General features: G+C 69.7%; 20 protein-coding genes. 11 read left to right on the forward strand and 9 right to left on the reverse strand.

What is annotated here, in order from left to right; genetic code table 11:
- The first annotated feature begins 60 nt into the window (after positions 1–60).
- The gene (galE, locus tag ILP86_RS07000) at positions 61–1,050 is read left to right on the forward strand and encodes a UDP-glucose 4-epimerase GalE (protein ID WP_058632628.1); all 990 of its coding nucleotides are present in this window, start codon (positions 61–63) and stop codon (positions 1,048–1,050) included.
- Between the two features lie 13 nt (positions 1,051–1,063).
- Here galE and ILP86_RS07005 read toward each other — a convergent pair whose 3' ends face one another.
- Positions 1,064–2,362, reverse strand: coding sequence for an O-antigen ligase (locus ILP86_RS07005; RefSeq protein ID WP_061015095.1), 1,299 nt, complete (start codon positions 2,360–2,362; stop codon positions 1,064–1,066).
- Positions 2,359–3,774: an O-antigen ligase gene (locus tag ILP86_RS07010; RefSeq protein ID WP_193761675.1), complete on the reverse strand. Its 1,416-nt coding sequence runs from the start codon at positions 3,772–3,774 to the stop codon at positions 2,359–2,361. Before ILP86_RS07010 ends, ILP86_RS07005 begins: the two co-directional genes overlap by 4 nt.
- Positions 3,775–3,843: 69 nt before the next feature.
- Here ILP86_RS07010 and manA point away from each other — a divergent pair, with 69 nt between their 5' ends.
- The 4 genes from manA (at position 3,844) to ILP86_RS07030 (ending at position 9,960) form a co-directional block, all read left to right on the forward strand.
- Complete coding sequence (manA, locus tag ILP86_RS07015; RefSeq protein WP_113680186.1) at positions 3,844–4,974, forward strand: mannose-6-phosphate isomerase, class I; 1,131 nt, start codon at positions 3,844–3,846, stop codon at positions 4,972–4,974.
- Positions 4,975–5,136: 162 nt separating this feature from the next.
- Positions 5,137–5,457, forward strand: coding sequence for a WhiB family transcriptional regulator (locus ILP86_RS07020; protein ID WP_082682698.1), 321 nt, complete (start codon positions 5,137–5,139; stop codon positions 5,455–5,457).
- Between the two features lie 106 nt (positions 5,458–5,563).
- The gene (locus tag ILP86_RS07025; protein ID WP_193761676.1) at positions 5,564–8,578 is read left to right on the forward strand and encodes a glycosyltransferase; all 3,015 of its coding nucleotides are present in this window, start codon (positions 5,564–5,566) and stop codon (positions 8,576–8,578) included.
- Entirely contained in the window at positions 8,575–9,960 is a 1,386-nt protein-coding gene (locus ILP86_RS07030; protein WP_193761677.1) for a DUF5719 family protein, read from the forward strand. The genes ILP86_RS07025 and ILP86_RS07030 overlap by 4 nt, the downstream gene beginning before the upstream one ends.
- Positions 9,961–10,020: 60 nt before the next feature.
- Here ILP86_RS07030 and ILP86_RS07035 read toward each other — a convergent pair whose 3' ends face one another.
- Entirely contained in the window at positions 10,021–10,449 is a 429-nt protein-coding gene (locus tag ILP86_RS07035; protein WP_227750927.1) for a hypothetical protein, read from the reverse strand.
- Between the two features lie 77 nt (positions 10,450–10,526).
- Between ILP86_RS07035 and ILP86_RS07040 the strand changes: the two genes are divergently transcribed.
- From ILP86_RS07040 to ILP86_RS07055, 4 genes are all read left to right on the forward strand, one after another.
- Positions 10,527–10,733, forward strand: coding sequence for a DUF3499 family protein (locus tag ILP86_RS07040; RefSeq protein ID WP_021199833.1), 207 nt, complete (start codon positions 10,527–10,529; stop codon positions 10,731–10,733).
- A 100-nt stretch (positions 10,734–10,833) separates the two neighbouring features.
- Positions 10,834–11,760, forward strand: coding sequence for an efflux RND transporter periplasmic adaptor subunit (locus ILP86_RS07045; protein ID WP_061017858.1), 927 nt, complete (start codon positions 10,834–10,836; stop codon positions 11,758–11,760).
- Complete coding sequence (locus ILP86_RS07050) at positions 11,736–12,509, forward strand: ABC transporter ATP-binding protein (protein ID WP_197077719.1); 774 nt, start codon at positions 11,736–11,738, stop codon at positions 12,507–12,509. Before ILP86_RS07045 ends, ILP86_RS07050 begins: the two co-directional genes overlap by 25 nt.
- Complete coding sequence (locus tag ILP86_RS07055; protein ID WP_046749498.1) at positions 12,506–13,720, forward strand: ABC transporter permease; 1,215 nt, start codon at positions 12,506–12,508, stop codon at positions 13,718–13,720. Before ILP86_RS07050 ends, ILP86_RS07055 begins: the two co-directional genes overlap by 4 nt.
- A gap of 44 nt (positions 13,721–13,764) precedes the next feature.
- On the opposite strand, the gene ILP86_RS07060 is transcribed toward ILP86_RS07055, so the two are convergent.
- Positions 13,765–14,574, reverse strand: coding sequence for an RDD family protein (locus tag ILP86_RS07060; RefSeq protein ID WP_193761678.1), 810 nt, complete (start codon positions 14,572–14,574; stop codon positions 13,765–13,767).
- A gap of 16 nt (positions 14,575–14,590) precedes the next feature.
- On the opposite strand from ILP86_RS07060, the gene ILP86_RS07065 reads away from it, so the two are divergent.
- Complete coding sequence (locus tag ILP86_RS07065) at positions 14,591–15,583, forward strand: stage II sporulation protein M (protein WP_046749496.1); 993 nt, start codon at positions 14,591–14,593, stop codon at positions 15,581–15,583.
- Between the two features lie 38 nt (positions 15,584–15,621).
- Here the strand turns inward: ILP86_RS07065 and ILP86_RS07070 are convergent, their stop codons facing one another.
- Genes ILP86_RS07070 through ILP86_RS07090 form a run of 5 tightly spaced genes read right to left on the reverse strand, consistent with a single transcriptional unit; the run spans position 15,622 to position 21,117 of the window.
- Complete coding sequence (locus ILP86_RS07070) at positions 15,622–16,929, reverse strand: DUF58 domain-containing protein (RefSeq protein WP_141370920.1); 1,308 nt, start codon at positions 16,927–16,929, stop codon at positions 15,622–15,624.
- Positions 16,930–17,853 carry a MoxR family ATPase gene (locus ILP86_RS07075; RefSeq protein ID WP_218867656.1) on the reverse strand — a complete coding sequence of 308 codons (924 nt, stop codon included), beginning with the start codon at positions 17,851–17,853 and terminating at the stop codon, positions 16,930–16,932. It abuts the gene before it with no gap.
- A 44-nt stretch (positions 17,854–17,897) separates the two neighbouring features.
- Positions 17,898–19,139, reverse strand: coding sequence for a DUF4350 domain-containing protein (locus ILP86_RS07080; RefSeq protein WP_193761679.1), 1,242 nt, complete (start codon positions 19,137–19,139; stop codon positions 17,898–17,900).
- Positions 19,136–19,777, reverse strand: a complete 642-nt coding sequence (locus ILP86_RS07085; protein WP_058632639.1) for a DUF4129 domain-containing protein — start codon at positions 19,775–19,777, stop codon at positions 19,136–19,138. The genes ILP86_RS07080 and ILP86_RS07085 overlap by 4 nt, the downstream gene beginning before the upstream one ends.
- On the reverse strand, positions 19,774–21,117 hold the full coding sequence (locus ILP86_RS07090) for a glycerophosphoryl diester phosphodiesterase membrane domain-containing protein (protein WP_193761680.1): 1,344 nt from the start codon (positions 21,115–21,117) through the stop codon (positions 19,774–19,776). Before ILP86_RS07090 ends, ILP86_RS07085 begins: the two co-directional genes overlap by 4 nt.
- Positions 21,118–21,215: 98 nt before the next feature.
- Between ILP86_RS07090 and mtrA the strand changes: the two genes are divergently transcribed.
- Positions 21,216–21,896 carry an MtrAB system response regulator MtrA gene (gene mtrA, locus ILP86_RS07095; RefSeq protein WP_046749491.1) on the forward strand — a complete coding sequence of 227 codons (681 nt, stop codon included), beginning with the start codon at positions 21,216–21,218 and terminating at the stop codon, positions 21,894–21,896.

A 21,896-nucleotide genomic window follows, 5' to 3' on the forward strand; every position in this document is an offset into this window, starting at 1 on the left:
CTTCGGATCAGCGGAGAGGCTCACCTCGGTGGCGAAGGGGCGACGGTTAGACTGGCTGCGATGAAGGTACTGATCACCGGCGGCGCCGGATACATCGGATCCACGGTCGCCACCGCGTGCATCGAGGCGGGCATCGACGTGGTCATCCTCGACGACCTCTCCAAGGGGCTCCGAGCCTTCTGCGAGGGTCGCGCGTTCTACGAGGGCGACATCGCCGACCAGGTGGTCCTGGAACGTCTGCTCGCCGATCACCCCGACATCGATGCGGTCATCCACTGCGCTGCACGTATCGTCGTGCCCGAGTCGGTCACGGATCCCCTCGGCTACTACGAGACCAACGTGGGAAAGACGATCGTGCTGCTCCAGCATCTGCGTGACGCGGGGATCCCCCGCATCGTGTTCAGCTCTTCCGCTGCCGTCTACGAGGGGGAGAGCGGTGCGGGGGTCGATGAGGACGCTCCGCTGGCTCCCTCGAGTCCCTATGCCACGACGAAGGCGATGGTCGAGCAGATCCTCGAGGATGCGGCCTCCAACGGCGACTTCCGTGCGATCGCTCTCCGCTACTTCAACCCCATCGGCGCCGATCCGCAGATGCGCACCGGGCTGCAGAACCCTCTGCCTTCGCATGCTCTCGGGAAGATCATGCAGTCCCATGCCGCCGCCGAGGCCTTCTCGATCACCGGAACCGACTGGCCGACCAGGGACGGATCCGGGCTGCGAGACTACATCCACGTCTGGGACCTCGCGCTCGCGCACGTGGCGGCCGTCGAGCGATTCGACGAGGTCGCGACGGCGGACGACCCCTATCGGGTGATCAACATCGGCACCGGGGAGGGCGTGACCGTCCGCGAGCTGGTGGCGGCCTTCGAGCGGGTCACGGGTGAGGCTCTCGCCGTCGTCGAGACCGCGCGGCGTCCCGGCGATCAGGCCGGCGCGTTCGCGATCGTCGATCGTGCGGCTGAGGTGCTGGACTGGCGTGCCGAGCGCTCGGTGGACGACGGGGTCCGCGACGCTATCACCTGGGCGGAGAAGCTGCCCTCCATCCGCTGACGGCGCCCCTCGGCTACTCCTGAGGGCGGAGCGTCGGTATGGCTCCCGTGTGTGCTGCATCGATGTTCTCGCGCCAGGAACGCGACTGGCCTGCACGCAGGGCGCACAGCACGAGCATGAACCATCCGGCGCCGACGAGCGTGAAGCTCTCGAACATGGAGTCGACCGCCAGCGTCACCAGCATGATCGGCGTCCAGGCGTACACGACGGAGCGGCGCGTGCTCGCTACGAGCCAGGAGCGGATGAGAGCGACGCCACCCAGCAGGAGGAAGAGCACCAGCCCCGCGGCGCCGAGCTGGAGCAGCACGTCGAAGAAGGCGTTCAGCGCGCTCTGATGGCGGTCGTCGAGTTGGAAGTTGATATAGGTGAACGGGTACTCGCCCCGTGCCCAGTCGCCGAACCATCCCCATCCCTGGACCGGTTTCACGGCCACGAAATCGAGGATCGTGTTCCAGAGCGAGCCGCGGATCGAGAAGTCGGAGCCCGCATCGAGCACGGCGATGATCTGATGGCGCAGCGCGAACGCCGCCGCAAGGGCGAGGGTGACGACGACGCCGAGCGTCCACTGCACGATCGTGCGCCGGTCGGCCGGGGTGTGGCGGACGATCGTGAGGGCGATCGTGACGACGCCGACGGCACCGGCGAGCACGAGGACCGTCGGGGAGGAGGACAGCACCGCCAGGAAGCTCGCGAGAGCGATCGACGCCACGGCGAGCGGGGCTTTCACGGACTGCGTGCGCCACTCGATCACGAAGGTGATCAGCGCGATCACCGCGATGAATCCGAGCATGTTGCGGCTGCCGAAGAGGCCCTGGATCGGGCCGCCGACGGCGAGATTCCCCTGGATCCCGAGGAAGGTGAAAGGCAGATCGAGCAGCACGCCGGACAGGATCTCCACTGCGAGGGACGCGGCCAGGAGCACCCGGAGCGTGTCGCCGATCGCGCGCACCGTCTGGAGCGTGTCGCGGACGTGGCCGATCGTGATGGCGAGGAACGCGAAGCCGAAGAGCGACATCCACCCGAAGATCGTGTCGGACTTGTCTGTGGTCCAGAAGACGCTCACCAGCGCCCAGGCGAGGAAGGCGAGCAATGACGACGGCGCGATGCGCAGCAGCGACAGCTCGTCGCGACGTATCCAGAGGATGGCCGCGCCCAGCAGGCAGAGCGCGGCGATGATCGTCGCCAGCGTTGTCGCCGACGTCATCTGCTGGATGGCATAGGAACCGAACACGGCAGCCAGCGCTGCGAGCGTGAAGGCGCGTGCCAGCTCCACGGAGCCGAGCAGCCGCACGATCGGGCGTGCCGGCGTCACGGCACCCGCCGCTGCCGAGTGCCGCGTTCGAACAGTAGGTCGCGCTCGCCGACGCCGACCAGGGGCACCGACTTGAGCTTGAACGACAGCAGCACGAGCAGCATCCAGCCCCACAGCATGATGGGCGTCGACTCGGTCAAGCCCTGCACGAGCAGGACCACCGTGAACAGACTGGGCAGCAGGGTCAACGGCGAGAACGGACGTGCATCATCGAGGTCCCAGCGGGGACGATCGACCGCGAAGAACCAGGAGCGCCACAGCAGCGTGCCGTAGGCGACCGCCATCAGCACCACTCCCACCACACCGAGCTGGAGCAGGACGTCGAGCCACATGTTGTGCGCGTGGAACACGGTGATCCCGTGATCGGTGATCCACCGGTCGAAGGCGGGATCATCGGGGATCCACGGGCTCGAGAACCCGTTGCCGACGATCGGGTGCTCGGCCGCCCGCTCCAGCACCTTGGTCCAGATCTTCTCGGATCGTCCGGTGAGGTCGCTGCTGCGACCGAGAAGCCCCAGCAGTGGCTCGCGCAGCAGCCAGATCCCCAGCGCGGCGACCGCCGCGCCGCCGATCGAGACCACGTAGATGCGGGTGCGCGCTCCCGGAGTGCGGGCCCGCCGCATCAGCAGCGCGACAGCGAGCACGACGGCGACCGCCGCCGCGCACACGAGGGCTGTCGCCGATGCGGTCCGGAACAGGAAGTACGTGGCGAGAAGCATCCACAGGGCCAACGTGGTGCGCCAGCGCGCCTTGGCTGCGAACAGCACTCCGAAGGTGATGATCGCGAAGAGCGAGATGATCGCGAGCAGATTCGCGTTCCCGACGATGCCCTGGATCCTGCCGCCGTCGAACAGGTTGTCGCGGACCCAGTACCACTGCGGATCGATCTTGCCGTCAGGGAGGGTGAGGAAGTTGGGCAGCAGCGGCCCGTGCAGCACCAGCGAGACCCAGAGCTCGATCGCCAGCGAGAGGCCGAGGATCCATTTGAATGCCGACGAGAGGGCACGGACGATCTCGTGCCAGGTGAGCACGTGGGCCAGGAAGAGCGCGTTCACCGTGACGGCGGCGAGAAGGATCCAGGTGACGACTGTGGGACCGCGCCACTGCGACCAGGCGACGGAGACGAGCGCGAAGGCGGTGTAGCCGAGGGCTGTCCAGGGCAGGCGCCGCCAGCGGAACGGCTGGGGGCGATTGCGGGCGAGCATCGGAATGCCGATGCCGAGAGTCGTGAGCGTGAAGACGGCGAGCGTCACGGCGGCCCCGTCCCGCCCGAGCAGGTTGTAGACCGCGGAGTGGGCGAAGGTCACGAAGAGCACGAGGATCGCATACCCGCGCAGCAGCAGATGCCCCGTCGACTCGCGCTCCGGCGCGGTGGGCGGGGCAGACACCGGATGCTTCGTGTGCTGGGCCATCGCGTTCAGGCTACCGCGCCGTGCTCCGGGCGTCGCTGAACGCCGCAGCACCGCTCTACGCTGGGGTGCATGCTGCTGCGCCTCTCGAACACGCCCCGTGACTACGCCTGGGGATCGGACTCGCTTCTCGCCGGACTCGAGGGGCGTACGCCCACTGGTGCGCCGGAGGCCGAGGTGTGGTTCGGGGACCATCCCGGCGACCCCGCCGACGTCGCGGGCGGCGGCACACTCGACCAGATCACCGGGGGCACGCTCCCGTACCTGCTCAAGCTGCTCGCCGCGGGGAGCCCGCTCTCGATCCAGGTGCACCCGACGATCGATCAGGCCAAGGCAGGATGGGAGCGCGAGAGCGGTCTCGCCGCGGACGACCCTCGGCGCAACTATCGCGACGCCAACCACAAGCCGGAACTCCTCGTCGCACTCAGCGAGCGCTTCGAGTCCCTGAGCGGACTGCGTCCCGTTCCCCGGACGCTCGCGTTGCTCGGCGCTCTCGAGGACAGCCACGGCGTCCAGGAGCTCCGGACGCGCCTGAGCGCGGAAGGCGACGTCCTGCGCGACGTGATCGCCTGGCTGCTCGGTGGCGGTGCACGCGCTGAGGTCGACGACATCATCGCCGCGGTCGTCGCTGCCTCCACCCGCGAAGACGCAGGGGAGTGGAGCACGACTCTGCAGGCGATAGCGAGCGTGGCGCAGACGTACCCTGGCGACCCCGGCGTCGTGGTGGCGCTGCTCATGAACCACGTCGTCCTCGAGCGGGGCGAGGGGATCTTCCTCCGTGCCGGCCTCCTCCATGCCTACCTCTCCGGTCTCGGCGTGGAGATCATGGCGGCGAGCGACAACGTGCTCCGCGGCGGACTCACTCCCAAGCGCATCGACGTCCCCGAGCTTCTCGCGATCCTCGACACCTCCCCCGGAGAAGTGCCGGTGCTGCGGGCGCGGGCTGAGGGTCCCGTCACGCCGTATCCCGTTCCGGTGCCCGACTTCGCCCTCGAACGGGTCGTCGTCGACGGCGACCCGCTCACGATCGGGCTCTCCGGGCCCACGATGGTCCTCGCGACGGCCGGTGAGGTGACGGTGACCTCTTCACAGGGCGAGGCGCTCACACTCGCGGTCGGGACCGTCGCCTTCGCGGACTCCGCCGAGGAGGGGATCACCCTCTCGGGTGCTGGTGAGGCGTTCGTTGCCGGACCCGGACGCTGACACGGGCTCATCGGACGCGATCCGACACGCCGGTGACAGGTCAAGAACCTTAAAGAGCTCCTTGAGGGTTTACGATCCGCGACTTGACCGGAGCGAATGACACGGGTGTAATTAGTCATGCGCACGGCCCGCCGGGGGGCGGAGACAGGGTTGGAGATCGAGATGACGGGATACCGTTCAGACGTACCGGAGAACTGGTTCGTCGATCCGATCAACCTCGGTGTTCCCGGGGTTCGACGCGCGGACACTGCAGAGGACGACAATGCCCTCGCCTGGCAGAGCGACGCGCTCTGCTCGCAGACGGACCCCGAGGCGTTCTTCCCTGAGAAGGGCGGCTCGACCAGGGACGCCAAGCGGATCTGCACCTCGTGCGACGTCCGTGGCGAATGCCTCGAATACGCTCTCAACAACGACGAGCGATTCGGCATCTGGGGCGGGCTCTCCGAGCGCGAGCGTCGCAAGCTCAAGCGCCGCGCCAGCTGAGTGGTCCATCGCTCCCGGAGCGAGAACCGCAGGGATGCATGGCTTCGCGGGCGCGCCGCGTCCAGTACGCAGACGTTGGGGGTCGCGCGCATAGGCTGACGACGTCATGCCAGCCCGAGTTCACGCCATCATCGTCGCGCGCACTGGATCGTCCTCCCGAGCGCAACTGCTCCGCACTCTCGACGCCCTCCGCGCTCAGACCACTCCCGCCGCCGCTGTAACGCTCGTCGTGTGCGGCGACGCATCGTCAGTGCGCGAGAGCGAGGCCGTCGCGAGCACCGTCGAGGGGATCATCGAGGCGCGCGCCACCACCTCCTTCGCCGAGGCCGTCGAGCTCGCGAGGCCCCGAGTCGCGGAAGGCTCGGCGATCTGGCTGCTCGCTCAGGACACCACGCCACACCCGCGGGCACTCGAGCGCCTGAGCGGGATGCTGGAGCGCTCGCCCTCCGCCGCGATCATCGCTCCCAAGCTCGTGGCCTCGGACAACGACCGCGAGATCGTATCGCTCGGCGTCAGCATGACCGCTCTCGGACGCTCGGTCGAACTCGCGGCCGGTGAACTCGACCAGGGACAGCACGACCGCTCGGACGACGCACTCGGTGCGGACGTGCGAGGTCTCCTCATCCGTGGCGAGGTCCGCGATGCCCTGCGGCCGGATCCCGCGCTCGCCGGCGCAGACGAGGGCCTCGACCTCGGAGTCCGCGCGCGCTTGGGCGGAGGGCGCGTCGTGCTCGCTCCAGGCGCGCGCGTCTCCGTGTCCCCCGATGGTCCTGCCGCGCTGCCGTCCGGCCGATTCCGGCGCGCCTTCGTCACCCGGCTGGCCCAGCTCCATCGGCGCCTGGCTTATGCGCCTGCCGCAGCCGTACCTCTGCACTGGCTCAGCCTGCTGCCCCTCGCGCTGTGGCGCTCGATCACCGATCTCGTCGCGAAGCGCCCGGAAGCCGTGCTTCCCGAATGGGGTGCCGCGCTCACGGCGATGTCTCGGTTCGGCGCCGTCGTGCGCTCGCGCGCAGCGATTCGTGCGTTCCGCACCTCCAGCTGGGCCAGCATCGCGCCGCTGCGAGTGACGTCTTCGGAGTTGCGGCGACGGCTGGACGACGGCCACGGGAGCGAGGGCGGTGCGGTCAGCGAACTGCGCTTCTTCTCGGGGGGCGGCGCCTGGGCCGTGCTCGCAGCGCTGGTGGTCAGCATCGCCTCCTTCACGAGCCTGCTGGCATGGCCGACGCTGGGGGGAGGGGCACTGCTGCCCCTGCGACAGACCGTGGGTGCGCTGTGGAGCGACGCCGCGTGGGGGATGCGGGACGTCGCCCTCGACCTGGTCGGCCCTGCCGACCCCTTCGCGTCGGTCGTGGCGGTGCTGGGCTCGCTCTGGCCGGCCGGCCCCTCGTTCTCGGTGGTTCTGCTGTGGATCCTCGCGCTCCCGCTCGCCGTGCTCGCCGGCTGGTTCGCCGCGACGCGGGTGACCGACCGTGAGGGCCTGCGCATCTTCGCGGGAGTCGCGTGGGCTCTCGCCCCGACCTTCCTCACCGCGCTCGTCGACGGGCGCCCGACTGCGGTCCTGGTACACCTCCTGCTCCCGTGGTTCTTCCACAGCGCGGTGGTCGCGCATCGCTCCTGGGGCGCCGCGGGAAGCGCCTCGCTGCTCCTCGCCGCGGTCGTCGCCTGCGCTCCCTCGCTCGCCCCCGCCCTCGCACTGCTGTGGGTCGTCGCACTCGGCATCGTGCTGGGAACCGCGCAGTTCCGCGGCGCGGGCCGGTTGCTGTGGCTGCCGGTGCCCACGATCGTCCTCTTCGCGCCGCTCGTGTTCTGGCAGCTCGCACACGGCACGCCGTTGGCACTGCTGGCCGATCCCGGATTCATCTGGGCGGGCCCGCAGGTCGCCGCCGACGCCGCAGGGCGTCTCGCGCTCGCCGGCGGCTTCCCGACGCCGGCGCTGGCCGGATGGATGGAGATCGTCCCGCCGTCGATCGCCGTATGGGCTCCGTTGCTCTGCGCCCCCATCGCCGTGCTCGCGCTCGGAGCAGCGGTCGCGCCGCGCTGGCGTGCGGGGATCACCCTGCTCGTCGTCGCTGCATCCGGGCTCGCGACGGCCTTCCTCGCTGTCGGCGTCACCGTGAGCTTCGCGCAGGGAACTCCGGTCGCGATCTGGCCAGGGGCAGGGCTCAGCCTGGCCTGGATCGGCGTGGTCGGTGCCGCGGTCGTCACCTTGGACACCGCTCTCACCATGCCGCGGCTGCGGGTCTCCGCCGCGGTGGTCGCAGCGGCGGCACTGGCAGCATGCGCGGTGCCCGCGCTCAGTGCGCAGCACACCGACCGTTCGGTCCTGACCAACGGGCCGGATTCGACGCTGCCGGCATACGTGGCAGCACAGGCGGCCGGTGATCGCTCGATCGCCACTCTCGTGCTGACCCCCCAGAACGACGGCGGCCTCGCCGCTGAGGTGACGTGGGGCGCGAGCGAGACCCTCGGTTCGCAGTCGACCTTGACCTCCACCGCCGTCGAGCCACAGGGCGCCGACATCTCGACGCTGGCCGTGGACCTCCTCTCCGCGCGCGACTTCGACGCGCCGGGTGCCCTCGCGGAGACGGGGATCAGCTACGTGCTCGTCGCCCAGGTCCAGGGAGAGGGCGACAAAGCGAGGGCTCTGCGCACCGAGGCCGTCGCAGCGATCGACCAGCGTGCCGGCCTGGTGCACGCGGGGACCACCGACCGTGGAGTGCTCTGGCGGCTGGAGGCCGAACCTGCCGAGCAGCCCTCCCTCACCTCCGCCCAGCAGGGCACGGCACGACTCGTGATCACCCTGCAGCTGCTGGCGGTGTTCGCCGCCCTCCTGCTGTCGATCCCGACGAGGGCATCGCGCCGCGCCGCACGCTCCCGCTCCCGGATCGTCGGTCGTGTGCCGGACGAGCCGATCGTCCTGCCGAGGCACAGGGAGGACGCTGACCTCATCGACGAAGCTCCGGTGGGGACGATCGAGGACCCGCAGGACGAGCCCGCACTGAACGAGGATGCCCTCGCGCCGATCGCCCAGCCGACCAGCGACGAGCCGTCTTCGTCTGGCACAGAAGCGTCGACGGACCGCGGTGAACGACGCCCGACCTCTACCGAGGAGGACCGATGAGCAGTGGCAACCGCGCATTCCGAGTCGCCGCGACCGGTGCCAGGGTCATCACGGGCGTGGCGGTCATCGCCGCGTGCGTGATCGGTGTCGCGACGGCGGTGCACGCCCCGTGGCCTGTCGTCGCGCACGATCCGGCACAGGTCGAGGTCACACCGGTCCCCGGTGACAGCATCCTCGTCTGCAACGGTGACCTCCGTGCACTCGGGCGCGACGCCGCGGCCCCGCTGGACATGCTCCCCGCAGCCTCCCCGTCCCTGACGACAGGAGGTACCGCGGGAGCTCCGGAAGCGGATCGGCTCGCGGTGACGGATCTGCCGGAGGCCGAGGGACCGGAACGGCTCACAGGGCGGGTCGACGGGCGCACGGCACCGCTGATCGCCGGAGCGGAGTCGATCACGATCGCGGCCGACGACCTCGCGGGATACGCCGCCCTGCCGTGTGGTCAGCCGCGATTGGAGTCGTGGCTCGTCGGAGGAAGCATCGACACCGGGACGGAGGACATCGTGACGCTGACGAATGCGGCCGATGTCCCGTCCACGGTCACGCTGTCGGTGTACGGACCCGCGCGGAGCACGCGGACGGTGATCGTCCCCGCGCGCTCGCAGACGGCCCTTCCCCTCACCTCATTCACCACCGGCAACGACGTGCCCGTGGTGAAGGTGAGCGCGGTGGGAGCCCCGGTGCGCGCAGCCCTCCAGTCATCGCTGGTGCGGGTTCTCGATCCCGCGGGCATCGACCTGCAGGACTCGGTCTCCGGGGCGCAGCAGAGGCTCGTGTTCACCGGGGTGGAGGCGTTCCCGGCCAGCGGCGACGACTCCGAGATGACTGTTCTTCGCGTTCTGTCGCCGGGCGTCGGCGCTCGCGTCCAGGTCAAGGTCCACGCCGAGGGGGAGGCGGGTCTGGCCGATGAGTTCACCGTCCCGCTCGAAGCCGATCTCCCGTCCCAGGTGTCCCTGTCCGGTCTCGAGCCGGGTCGGTACACGGTCGAGGTGGAAGCGGACGTGCCGCTCATCGCCGCCGTCCGACAGCAGGACGGATTCGGGCTCGACTCGGACTTCGCCTGGGTGATGCCGGCTCCTGAGGTCGATGTCGATGTGGTGTTCGCCGTGCCGTCCGGTCCGGCGGCCAGACTGCAGCTCGCCAACACATCCGACGCTGACGCCACCGTCACACTCGAACCCGTGGACGGGGGGCAAGCGCAGGAGATCGTCGTCCCGGCAGGCGAGACCGCCGGGGTCGCCGTCGCGGGGCGTACGACCTATCGGATGCAGACGACGGCGCCCGTGCACGCTGCGGTGGCGCTCACGGCTCCCGGCGCCATCGCGGTGATGCCCATCCAGACGAGCGCCGGCGGAGAAAAGCCGATCACGGTCTATCCCTGAGCGGCGCACCGCGTTCGGGCCGACATGCCGGCAACGACTGTCGTGGCGTCAGTCGTGGTGTCAGTGGTCGTGGCCGAGGTCCCACGGCTCGCGGCCGACGTACTCGGCCGCTGCCCGGAAGACCGCGCTCTCGATGGCCATGCGCCGGTGCGCGGCATCGTCGTGCCCAGGGGGCAGGAGCCGTTCGATGGGGAGTCGGAACAGCACGATGCGCCGGTTCTCGCGGTCGAGATACCACCGGGGCACTTCGTCGGTCGCGTCGAACCCCGGGATCGCGCCGATCTCGAACCGGACGTCCTGCAGTTCGGGCCAGGTACCGCGGAGGAACTCGACGGCCGTGCCGACCGTGAGGTCGAACCGGTCGATGCGTCCGTCGAGAGGAGCCAACGGCGGACGCACGACCTCGCTGCGGCCCAGGCGACCATGTCGCCCATGCCGCGCACCGCGCCGAGGAGCGGCGGTGGCGGGGGTGGCGCGTCGACGAGGCATGACGAAAGTCTAGGCGGTGGCGGCTCGCCCGGCGCGGCATCCGTCGCCGCGTCGGAGTGCGCCGTACGCTGGCGGAGATGGACGGACGACTGTGCTCGAAGGTCGGCTGCGCGCGAGAGGCCGTGGCCACCCTCACCTACGACTACGGCGATCAGATGGCGGCCCTCGGCCCGCTCGGCGCTGCGAACGATCCTCAGGCGCATGATCTGTGCTCGCCCCACGCCGACCGGCTCTCGGTGCCCGCCGGGTGGCTCGTCGTCCGTCACGAAGCACTGCGCGCCTGACACCGGTGGATCGACACGCGGTCACAGCCGAGCGCTGAATTCCGAAGTCTGGATACGCTGACCGCAGGCGTGCCAGGGCGGCGCGGCCGGAAAGGCACTCGTGATCGTCTGGCGTCGCTGGATCTTCCCCCTGCTTCTCGTCGTGGTCTTCGGCGCGTGCGCCGCGGCTCTCGTCAAGATCGCGTTCTTCCCCGACCGCGCGGAGAGCGTCGTCAGTCCGGAGGCCGGGATCACGGATCCCGTCGTGGCTGTCGAGCGCGGTTCGGTCGTGAACGCGCTGAGCCTGAGCGGGAACGTGGCGCGCGACGACGACTTCGCCGTCCGGGGTGAGCTCAACGGCACCGTCCTCGCCGTGCACGTGGGGGAGGGGGCGACCGTGACCGCGGGGCAGAAGCTGTACACCGTGCGTCAGGAGGAGCCGCGCAAGGACATCGACGTTCTCGCGCCCGAAGCCGGCGACGTGTCGGAGTTCGCCGTCGTCAAGGGCCAGGCCACCACGGTCGGCACCGAGACGTACAAGCTCACGCCAGCGCGCTACCACCTGCTCGCCACCGTCGACCCCGTGCAGCTGTACCGGCTCGTCAATGCTCCCACCGAGGCCACGGTCACCATCACGGGCGGCCCTGCCCCGTTCGCGTGCACCGGTGTGGGAGTCCAGGTGACGGCGGAGGGCACCGCGAATGTGCGCTGCGCGATCCCGGTCGACCAGACGGTCTTCGCAGGTCTCCCCGCGAAGATCGACCTCGCTCTCGGCCAGGTGGATGACGCGCTGGTGATCCCGGTCACCGCCGTCCAGGGCGGTGCGGGGTCGGGGAAGGTCTGGGTCGACGCCGGTGACGGCTCCGACCCCGAGGAGCGGGCGGTGACTCTCGGCGTCAACGACGGCGTCATGGTCGAGGTGACGGAGGGTCTGGCGGAGGGCGACAGCATCCGTCAGTTCGTGCCCGGCTTCGTCGCGCCGGTCGAGGAGTTCTGCTACGAGGTCTCCCCGGGAGTGGAGCAGTGCGACACCGGGACCAGCTGGTGAGCCTGGTCGCGCTCGACGACGTCTCCAAGAGCGTCCTGCTCGCCGACGACTCGCGCCTGGAGATCCTTCGGGGCGTCACCCTCGAGGTCGGAGCGGGGGACCACGTCTCCATCGTGGGCCGCTCGGGGTCGGGGAAATCGACGCTGCTCAACATCCTGGGGATGTTGGATGCGCCCACCTCCGGCTCCGTCGCGTTCGAAGGTCGGGAGGTGCGCCGGATGCGCTCCGGTCGCCTCGACCGCCTTCGCGGCGACAACGTCGGCTTCGTGTTCCAGCAGTTCAACCTTCTGCCGGGGCGTACGGCGATCGACAACGTGATGATGCCGCTCGGCCACGCGAAGGGGCGGATGTTCTGGAACCGTCGCCAGATCGCGGCCGACATGCTCGAGCGCGTCGGGCTGGGGCATCGCGTCGACCAGATCGCCGACAAGCTCTCCGGCGGTGAGCAGCAGCGTGTCGCCATCGCGCGGGCTCTCGTCCGCAGACCGGTCCTGATCCTCGCGGACGAGCCGACCGGAGCCCTCGATATCGACACCGGGGCATCGGTCATGTCGCTGCTCGACGAAGTGGCGACGGAGACCGACGCGGCACTGGTCACCATCACGCACGATCTCCATGTCGCTGCGCGGGCGCGTCGCCACTACCGACTCGACGCCGGACGCCTGGAGATCGCCGACCTCAGCCGCGCCTTCGAGGCGTCGACCCTCGCCGCCCCCGTGCCCTCCGCCGCACCGGAGGTGGTCGCATGACCGGTTTCCTCGGCGCCCTCTCCGACGCCTGGGCCGAGATCCGTGTGCACAAACTGCGCGTGCTGCTCAGCCTCATCGGGATCGCCGTGTCCGTGGGCGCGCTCACCGCGGTCGTCGCGATCTCCGAGTACCAGCGACAGTTCCAAGCCGAGCAGTCCGACCGGTGGGGCGGACGAGCGGCCACCGTCGTCGTCGCGGTCAACAGCGACGACGGCACGCCCGTCGACGCCGACGAGTTCGATGCCCGCTTCGACCGCGTGTCCGAGCGCTTCGGGTTCAGCCACACGGCGCGCATCTCCCAGGGCGTGATGCTCGACGTCCAGCTCCCCGACGGGATCGTGCAGGTTCCGGCCCGCGTCATGGATCCCGCGTTCTCGCAGATCCATCGCGAGCGCCTCCTGGAAGGGCGGTGGTTCCTCGATTCCGACAGCGAGGCGATGGCCCCGCCCGTCGTCATCACGGAGCCCCTGTGGGACCGGCTGGGGCGTGTGCCGTTGTCGCAGCACCCGACCGTGACGCTCGGCGGCCCGGCCGGCGGGACGTACCAGGTGATCGGCATCACTCCGCGCCAGGGCATGGGCGACGAGGAGATGCGCGTCGATGTGCTGTACGACTCCTACCGTGCCCGCGTGGATGCGCTCCCGACCGATGCGTGGACGCAGTACGAGATCTGGATGGGGACCGGCCAGGTGGATCGGATCGCCCCGGTGCTCGCGATGGACCTGAGGGCGGGGCTGCCCGAGGGCCAGACGGTGTCGGTGAGCAGGTCCGACTGGGCTGCGCAGCCGGGGGCTCTGGATGCGCAGGCGACGTTCGAGATGGTCACCGGTGGTATCGCGGCCCTGATCCTCGCCCTCGGGGCGCTCAGCCTGATCAACATCCAGCTCGTGGCGATGCGTCAACGCGTTCGGGAGATCGGGGTCAGGCGCGCTTTCGGTGCCAGCTCGGGGCGGGTCTTCTTCGCGGTGTTCCTGGAGAGCCTCGTGGCTACCACGGTCGCGGGAGTGATCGGGATCGCGATCGTCGTCGCGGTGCTGCGCTCGGAGTGGATCATCACGTCGATGTTCTACGGGATCCAGGACATCCCGCCGTTCCCGATGCGCGCGGCGCTCATCGGCCTCCTCGCGTCGGTCATCGTCGGTGCGGTGTCCGGGTTCATCCCCGCGCTGGTCGCTCTCCGTGTCAAGGTGATCGACGCGATCCGCTTCTGACGCACGAGTGAAGGTGCGGAGGACGCCGCGGTGACCGGCGCCGTTCAGACGCCGACGCGCCGCCCGGTGAGCCGTTCGGCGCGACGGTCGGAGTTCTCCAGTGCCCGGCGTTCGCGTTCCCGGCGCAGGACGGTGATACCGATCAGCGCCTGCTCCGGCGGAGCCGGAGGCAGCGGCGAGACGAAGGGAGTCGCCTCGGTCAGCAGATCGAGCGCGACACGTGCCCGTGCCGCAGGAATCATGCGGGGGGCGCTCTGCAGGAACTGGGAGATGCGCCGCGCGAGCCGGTCGGGGAGCCGAGCGACGTCGGCGATCTGGGCCCAGCCGCCCAACGACGGAGGAAGCACGGGTACGTGCGACACGAGAGCGGGGGTGCGCACGCGCTGACTGTAGGTGCCGGCGACCAGGTCGCCCAGGCGCTGCGACCGCGCGTTGAACGCGCCGGTGAGCACCGCCACACCGCCGAAGGTCATGTAGATCTCCAGCACGCCGAGGAGGGCGCGGATGAAGGCGTGTCGGAACCCCGCGGCGCCTCCGTCCACGCGCACGATGCGCCCGCCGACCGCGAGCTTGCCGAGGCTGCGTCCCTTCAGGGCGACCTCCATCGTGATCGGCAGCACCACGAAGCTCACCACGAAGGCCGAGACCACGGCGATCCGATCCGTCGTCTCGTCGAGCACGCCGGCGTCGAGCAGCCAGATGCGCAGGAAGATCCACAGGAGGAACACGGCGTATCCGAGGAGCATGTCGATCGCGGCGCCGAGCGCTCGGAGCAGGAAGCCGATGGGCTGCACGTCGATCGCCACGGCCTCGCCGGAGAGCACCTCGTCTGCAGCATCGATCGGGGTGGACATGAGTACAGTAAATCAGGTGGATGCCGATGCGCTGACAGATGCACGCCGCGCCGAATGGGAGCGGCTGGACCAACTCAGTCGCGCCCGTCTCGACGGGGACGGGGTCGACGAGCTCATCGTCCGATACCGCGCCGCCTCCGCCGACCTGGCTGAGCTCAAGACCTCGGTCGGCGATTCGCCGCAGGGTGCCTACCTGTCGACCATCCTGGTCCGTGCACGCCTGCGTCTGACCGGTGCATCGGACAGCATCCTCACGCAGACCGGACGCTTCTTCCGTCTGCAGCTTCCCGCTGCGCTGTATCGCCTGCGTTGGACGACCCTGGTCATCGCGATCTCCTTCATCGCGGTCGCTGTCGGCACCGCGGCCTGGATCGCGAGCGATCCCGCGCTCGTGGCGACTCTGGGCTCGCCGTCCGCACTCGAGCAGTATGCGGACGAGAGCTTCACGGGCTACTACACCGAGAACCCCGCTGCCGTGTTCATGGGCATGGTCTGGACGAACAACGCCTGGATCGCGATGCAGTGCGTGCTCTTCGGCGTCACGGGGATCTGGCCGGTCTACATGCTCGTGCAGAACGCGATGGGTCTCGGGACCACCGGCGCGGTGATGGCCGTCCACGACAAGGCCGACCTGATGGTGCTGTACATTCTTCCGCACGGGATGCTCGAGATGACCTGTATCTTCGTGGCGGCCGCCGCGGGTCTGCACGTGTTCTGGGCCTGGGTGGCGCCGGGGCGACGTACGCGAGGTGAAGCGCTCGCCGAGCAGGGCCGAGCGCTCGCGACCGTGGCGATCGGTCTGGTCTTCGCCCTGTTCCTCGCGGGGCTCGTCGAAGGTTTCGTCACCGGTTGGGCACTGCCGTGGCCGGTCAAGATCGGTATCGGAGGCGCGGCACTCGCCGTGTTCCTGATCTACATGCTCGTCATCGGCGGGCGCGCGCACCGCCAGGGTGAGACGGGAGACCTCGTCGAGTACGAAGCGGGTACGCCGCGTCTGGTGGCGGGCTGACAGACGGTGAGCTGCCACATCTCATCGTGGGCGGGGGTTCAGAGCCGACCAGCCGCTTTCAGCTCCAGATAGCGGTCGGCGATCCGGGGAGGAAGCTCCTCCGGATCGGCGGCGATCGCCTCTCCGCCCGCCCTGCGGATCGCATCGGCGACGTTCTCCGCATCGCGGAGGGTCCTCTCGGCCGCTGCTGCGAGGTACACGTCCTCCCGGGAGTCGCGTCGGCGCGCGAGCGCGGAGATGCCGTCATCGGTCACGGAGCCGACCAGCACGGTGGTCGCGCGTGACGCGTTCGGGAAGGCGCCGAGGAATCCGCGCGCCGACTCGGCGGCATCCTGCGCGGTCAGAGCCACGATGAGCGAGGGGCGTGTGGTGAGCGTGCGGACGGCGGTGAACGCGCCGTGCCAGTCCGTGTCGACCAGCCGAGCGTGCACCGGAGCCATGGCGTCGGTGAGTGCCGGCAGCAGCGCGGCGCCGTCGACGCCCGTCACCCGCGCGCGGACCACCCTGTCGTACATCAGGAGGTGCACATGATCGCCCGCGCGGGAGGCGAGTGCCGCCAGCAGCAGCGCGGCCTCCAGTGAGGCATCCACGCGGGTGCCGTCCCCGACACGTGCGGCAGCCGTGCGTCCCGTGTCGATGATGATGACGACGTGGCGATCCCGCTCCGGCCGCCAGGTCCGCAGCATGGTGGTCCCGGCGCGAGCCGTCGCCCTCCAATCGATCGAACGCACGTCGTCTCCGCGCACGTACTCCCGCAAGGAGTCGAACTCGGTGCCCTGACCGCGCACCTGGATGCTCGTGTTGCCGTCCAGCTCGCGCAGCCGGGCGAGTCGCGACGGAAGATGCTTGCGGGAGGAGAACGCCGGGAGCACTCTGATCGCCCCGCGGACGACGTGCCGGGCCTGTCGACCGGCGATGCCGAGGGGCCCGCGCGAACGCAGCATCACGAACTCGCTCACGAGTTCTCCGCGGCGGCGGGGGAGGAGCGGAATGGCGACCCGGCCGCGTTCGCCAGGAGCGATGTGCAGACGCTGCCGGTCGAGCGGAGCGCCCGCTGTCGGCTGCCATGCGTCGCGGAGCGTCGCGTTCAGTGCCCTGCTGCCGTGGTTGTGCACCGCGACGCTCACCGGGACCGGCTCGCCGAGCCGCGCGCGTGCGGGCAGCCGGCGGCTCACGGTGACGGAGCGAGGACTCGCGGCGAGGGCGACGTCGACGGCGACGAGCAGCAGGCACAGAGCGATCCAGGCACCGAGCACCGCGTACGCCGGATAGCCCGCGAGCCCGGCGATGACGAGCGGGACGATACCGACGGCGATGGCGACGGCGAGGCGACCGGTGATGAACACCTAGATCGGCACCCTGGTCTGCTGCACCACCGAGGTCAGCACCGCATCGGCGGATACGCCTTCCATCTGCGCATCGGGGCGCAGCTGGAGACGATGGCGCCACACCGGGACCAGCATCGTCTGCACATGATCGGGCGTGACCGCCGAAGACGCGTTGAGCCAGGCCCAGGCCTTCGCTGCGGCGAGCAGTCCGGTGGAGGCGCGGGGGCTGGCACCGAGCTCGACCGAGGGCGACTGGCGGGTCGCTCGGGCGAGATCGACGACGTAGCCGAGGACGTCGTCGGTCACCTCGACCGCGGCAGCAGCGTGCTGCGCCGCTCGGATCTCCTCGGCGGTGACCACCGCCTCCACTCCGGTGAGCTCTCTGGGGGAGAAGCCCGAGGCGTGCCGACGCAGCACCGAGACCTCCGCGTCGCGCTCCGGCATCCCGACGACGAGCTTCATCAGGAAGCGATCCAGCTGTGCTTCCGGCAGCGAGTAGGTGCCCTCGTGCTCGATCGGGTTCTGGGTCGCTGCGACGAGGAACGGGTCGGGGAGGGGGCGACTGACCCCGTCCGCCGACACCTGGCGCTCCTCCATGGCTTCGAGGAGTGCAGCCTGGGTCTTCGGCGGCGTGCGGTTGATCTCGTCCGCCAGCAGGATGTTGGTGAACACGGGACCGGCTCGGAAGTCGAACTCGCCGGTACGTGCGTCGTAGACGAGGGAGCCGGTCACGTCGCCGGGCATCAGGTCCGGAGTGAACTGCACGCGCTTGGTGTCGAGGCCGAGTGCCCGCGCGAAGGAGCGCACGACCAGCGTCTTCGCGACACCGGGCACACCCTCGAGCAGCACATGTCCTCGAGCGAGCAAGGAGACGAGCAAACCGGTGACGGTGCCGGCCTGGCCGACCACGGCCTTGTCGACTTCCGTGCGCACCCGGTGCATGGCCTGACGTAGCGTGGCGTCATCGGTGGGATGGTTCTCAGCGGTCACGTGTTTCCCTCTGCTTCTCGGGGATGGGCGGTCGTGTCGGTGCGGGCGGTCTCGTCTACCGCCGTCTCGAGCTGGTCGAGGCGTCTGGCGAGTTCGATCAGGGCGGCGTCGTCCTCGGGCGGGGGCCCGGCCAGCAGTGCCTGGAGCGTGCCGCGCGGGACCCGCAGCCGATCCGATGCCGCGTCGGCGACCTCATCCGCGTCGGCGTGGACGGCGAGTCCGAGCCGACGGGCGAGACGTCGCCGAGTGCCGTCGCGGAGCGCCTGCGCGGCGTGTGCGGAGTCCGCGGCTCTGGCCGTGAGACGTGCGCGTCCCTGCATCGTCTCCGAGGCTCGCACGGTGACCGGCAGCGTCTCGGCGACGAGGGGACCGAACCGCTGGCCGCGCCAGATCGCCGTCGCGACCCCCACCGCGATCAGCAGCAGGATGGTGGGCGTCACCCACGGGGGCGTGAGGCTGCCCAGCGTGTCGACCGGCTCGGCTTCGATGTCGGAGTCCGCGAAGCTGGGGACATACCAGACGACGCGGTCGGTCTGACCGAGCAGGGCGAGTCCGAGGGCCGCATTCCCGTTCTCGGCGAGGTAGGCGTTGCCGAAGAGCCTCGATCCCTCCACCACGGTGCGCTGAGGACTGGTGCGACGATCGACGAGGACGGCTGCGCCCTCGGAATCCCCGAAGCAGGCCTGCACGCCGTCTGCGGCGGCGAAGAGACGGTCGGCGCGGATCGTGCCGACCTTCGCGAACTCCGCGACATCGCACTCCGCGCTCACGGCCGACGATGTGCCCGGCGCGTTGTCGCCGATGCGGAGCTCGTTCAGCAGATGGGTGCTCGTGGACAGGAACACCACGCGCTCCGCGGGTTCGGTGAGCGTCGCGAGTGCTTCGTCGGTGAGCGTGTAGGGGTTGGCCATGACCAGTGTGGTGTCGGCGTCGATCGCCGCGCGGGCCTCGACCCGTGACCGATGGACGTCGACCTCGACGCCCTGATCGCGCAGGATGTTCGCGAGCGCGAGCGCGCCGGCATCGTCGCGGGCCTCGGGGTCGAGGGCGCCGCGCGCACCGGGTGCCGTCGCGGCTACGCGAAGACCCACCACCGTGACGATCAGCACGAGCGCCGCGACGATGGCCCAGCCGATGATGGACTTCGCGCGACTCGGGCGGCGTTCGGCGGTGGAGAGCGGTTCGGCGTCGGAGGCGGCGGGGAGCAGGGGCGTGCGCTCGCTGTCTGTGATGCTCACGCCGGCACCACTTCCAGGCGGCGTCCGCGGATCCGATCGTCGGTGTCGACGAGATCCCGATACGCCTCCGCCGTCGCGTGATGTCCGAGATAGCGGACATCGTCGAAGGTGAGGGCGGCGCGTCGCATCGCCTCGGCCTCATCCGAGAACACCGTGCTGGCCTCGCGGGCGATCCCCTGCGCGGTCGCGCCGGGTGCCGGATCGATCAGATCGCGTTCCCGCAGGCTGCGGGCGATGGCGCGATAGCGCAGGACGGTCGCGGAGTCCCAGTCGCCTTCGCGTGCGGCGCGCTCGGCATCCGATCTCAGCTGTGCTGCGGTGCGGTCGTCCGCCGCACCGAGGAGGTCTCCGTGCGCCCGCCTGATCGACCTCGAACTGCGCGGCCGTCCCCAGATGATGAGGGCGGCGATCAGAGCAGCCGCGATGATGACGCTGACGATGATGAGAGCGGACGGACCGACGTTCGCGCCGTTGTCCGAGCTGAACAGATCGGCGAGGAAGCGGCCGATGTCGCGGGCCACCAGATCGAACCAGGTGGGCTTCGCGTCCGCGTAGCGCGGGTTGGAGAGCTCTTCCTCCGCCCAGCGTCGAGCCTCGTCGCCATCGGGCACGAAGAGATCGTCGAAGCGTCGGATCATGCGGCGCCGTCGGAGCCGGGTGCTGTCCAGCCGCTGTCGGCCGGAGCGTCTCCGGGGGCGGGCACCGCGGGTGGCGGCGGCGGCGGGAATGCTCCTGCCGCCGGCTGCATCGGCTGCATCGGCTGCATCGGCTGCGTCGGGTGTGCCGGCTGCGTCGGGTATCCCTGCGCCGGGTACGGAGGCGTCGGAGAGGGCGTCGCCGGAGACGGAGGGTATGCGTATCCCTGGGACATCATCACGTGTTCCGGAACCTGGCGGGGCGGAGGAGCCGATGTCACCGCGCGTGAGGGATCGACGCGGAACGGATCCTCCTGCTGCTCATCGGTCCATCCGAGGTCGCGGCGCTCCACATAGGCGATCAACGTCTGATCCAGGCCCTCGTAGCGCATCCGGCAGTCCAGGTAGACGAGCGCGGCTCCGGTGCTCTGCACCACGAGCGTGATCGCCTGGATGACCAGGAGCAGGATCTGGGGAGCGATCAGGGTCACGACGAATGCCACGACAGCGCTCGGATCCGCTGCGCCGGTGGGGGCGACGACGGAGCCGAGGAGCGATCCCAGCAACGTCGCCGGCACGCTCACCACCTGTGCCGCGATGCCCATGATCGCGCTGATCAGGAATGTCACGCCGAACGCGACCCAGAACCGCCCGCGGGTGAGCCGCCAGGAGCGGACGAAGGCGTCACGGAAACGGGCACGCTCCAGGACCAGGATCGACGGCACGAGCAGCAGCTTCGTGGTGAGCCACACCGCGAGGGGGATGCAGGCGAGCACGATCAGGATCACCACGAGCACGACGACGCCGACCATCTCCATGCTCCCCCCGAGGCCTCCGGCGACGAAGCCCGCGATGATGACGGCGGCGATGATGAAGAGACCGAACACGGCGGCGACCGAGAGAGAGGCGAAACCGGCGAGTCTCCAGAAGGCGGGCGCCATCCGCCGCCACAGCATCCGCAGCGTGGCCTTCACACCGATCGCGGCGTACCCGATCTCCGCGGCGACGACCCCCTGCATCATGGCCGTGAAGGCGATCGAGGCGACACCGACGGCCAGTCCGGCGATGACGTTCACCGCGATGGTGCCCGCCATCACCGCCTCGAAGTCCGGAGAAGAGGGGGAGACGGTCTCCAGGCGGCTGAACGTGGTGAAGAGGACCACGCCCATCACCACAGCGGTGACGACGACCACGATGAGCTGGACGACGACGGCGAACCCGAAGAGCACCTTGGGGTTGTGTCGCAGTGCCGCGAAGGCCTTCCCCAGCAGCATCCCGAACGACAGCGGGTGAAGAGGGATGATGCCCTTCTTCGGGGCAGGCGTCCACGTCTGTCCGGTCACAGGCACTCCCTCTCCATCGTGCGCCTCCATCGTGTCATATCCCCTGCACGGAGCGCAGACCTGGGATCGCTGGGACTCGGTGCCATAAGGTAACTCTTATGACCTCACGTATTCTCGTGGTCGACGACGACACAGCGCTCGCCGAGATGATCGGGATCGTGCTTCGGACCGAAGGCTTCGAGCCGGTTTTCTGCGCCGACGGCGCGCGCGCCGTCGATGAGTGGCGAGCCCAGCGGCCCGATCTCGTGCTGCTCGATCTGATGCTTCCCGGCATGGACGGGATCGAGATCTGCACGCGCATCCGTGCGGAGTCCGGCGTGCCGATCATCATGCTCACCGCTCGCAGCGACACGGCCGACGTCGTCCGAGGACTGGAGGTCGGTGCGGACGACTACATGGTCAAGCCGTTCAACCCGAAGGAACTCGTCGCGCGCATCCGCACCCGTCTCCGTCCGACGCCGCAGACCACCAGCGAGCAGCTTCGCGTCGGTGATCTCACCGTCGACGTCGATGCGCACGAGGTCCGTCGCGGCTCCGAGCCGATCGCGCTCACACCGCTGGAGTTCCAGCTTCTCGTCGCGCTCGCTTCCAAGCCGCAGCAGGTGTTCTCCCGGGAGATGCTCCTGGAGCAGGTGTGGGGGTACCACTACAAGGCCGACACCCGGCTGGTGAACGTCCATGTCCAGCGCCTGCGCGCCAAGGTCGAGCTCGACCCCGACAACCCGAAGATCGTCATGACGGTGCGTGGAGTGGGCTATCGCGCCGGGAGCGTCGGCTAG

This window comes from Microbacterium sp. R1 (assembly GCF_015159725.1).
Classification (GTDB): domain Bacteria; phylum Actinomycetota; class Actinomycetes; order Actinomycetales; family Microbacteriaceae; genus Microbacterium; species Microbacterium oxydans.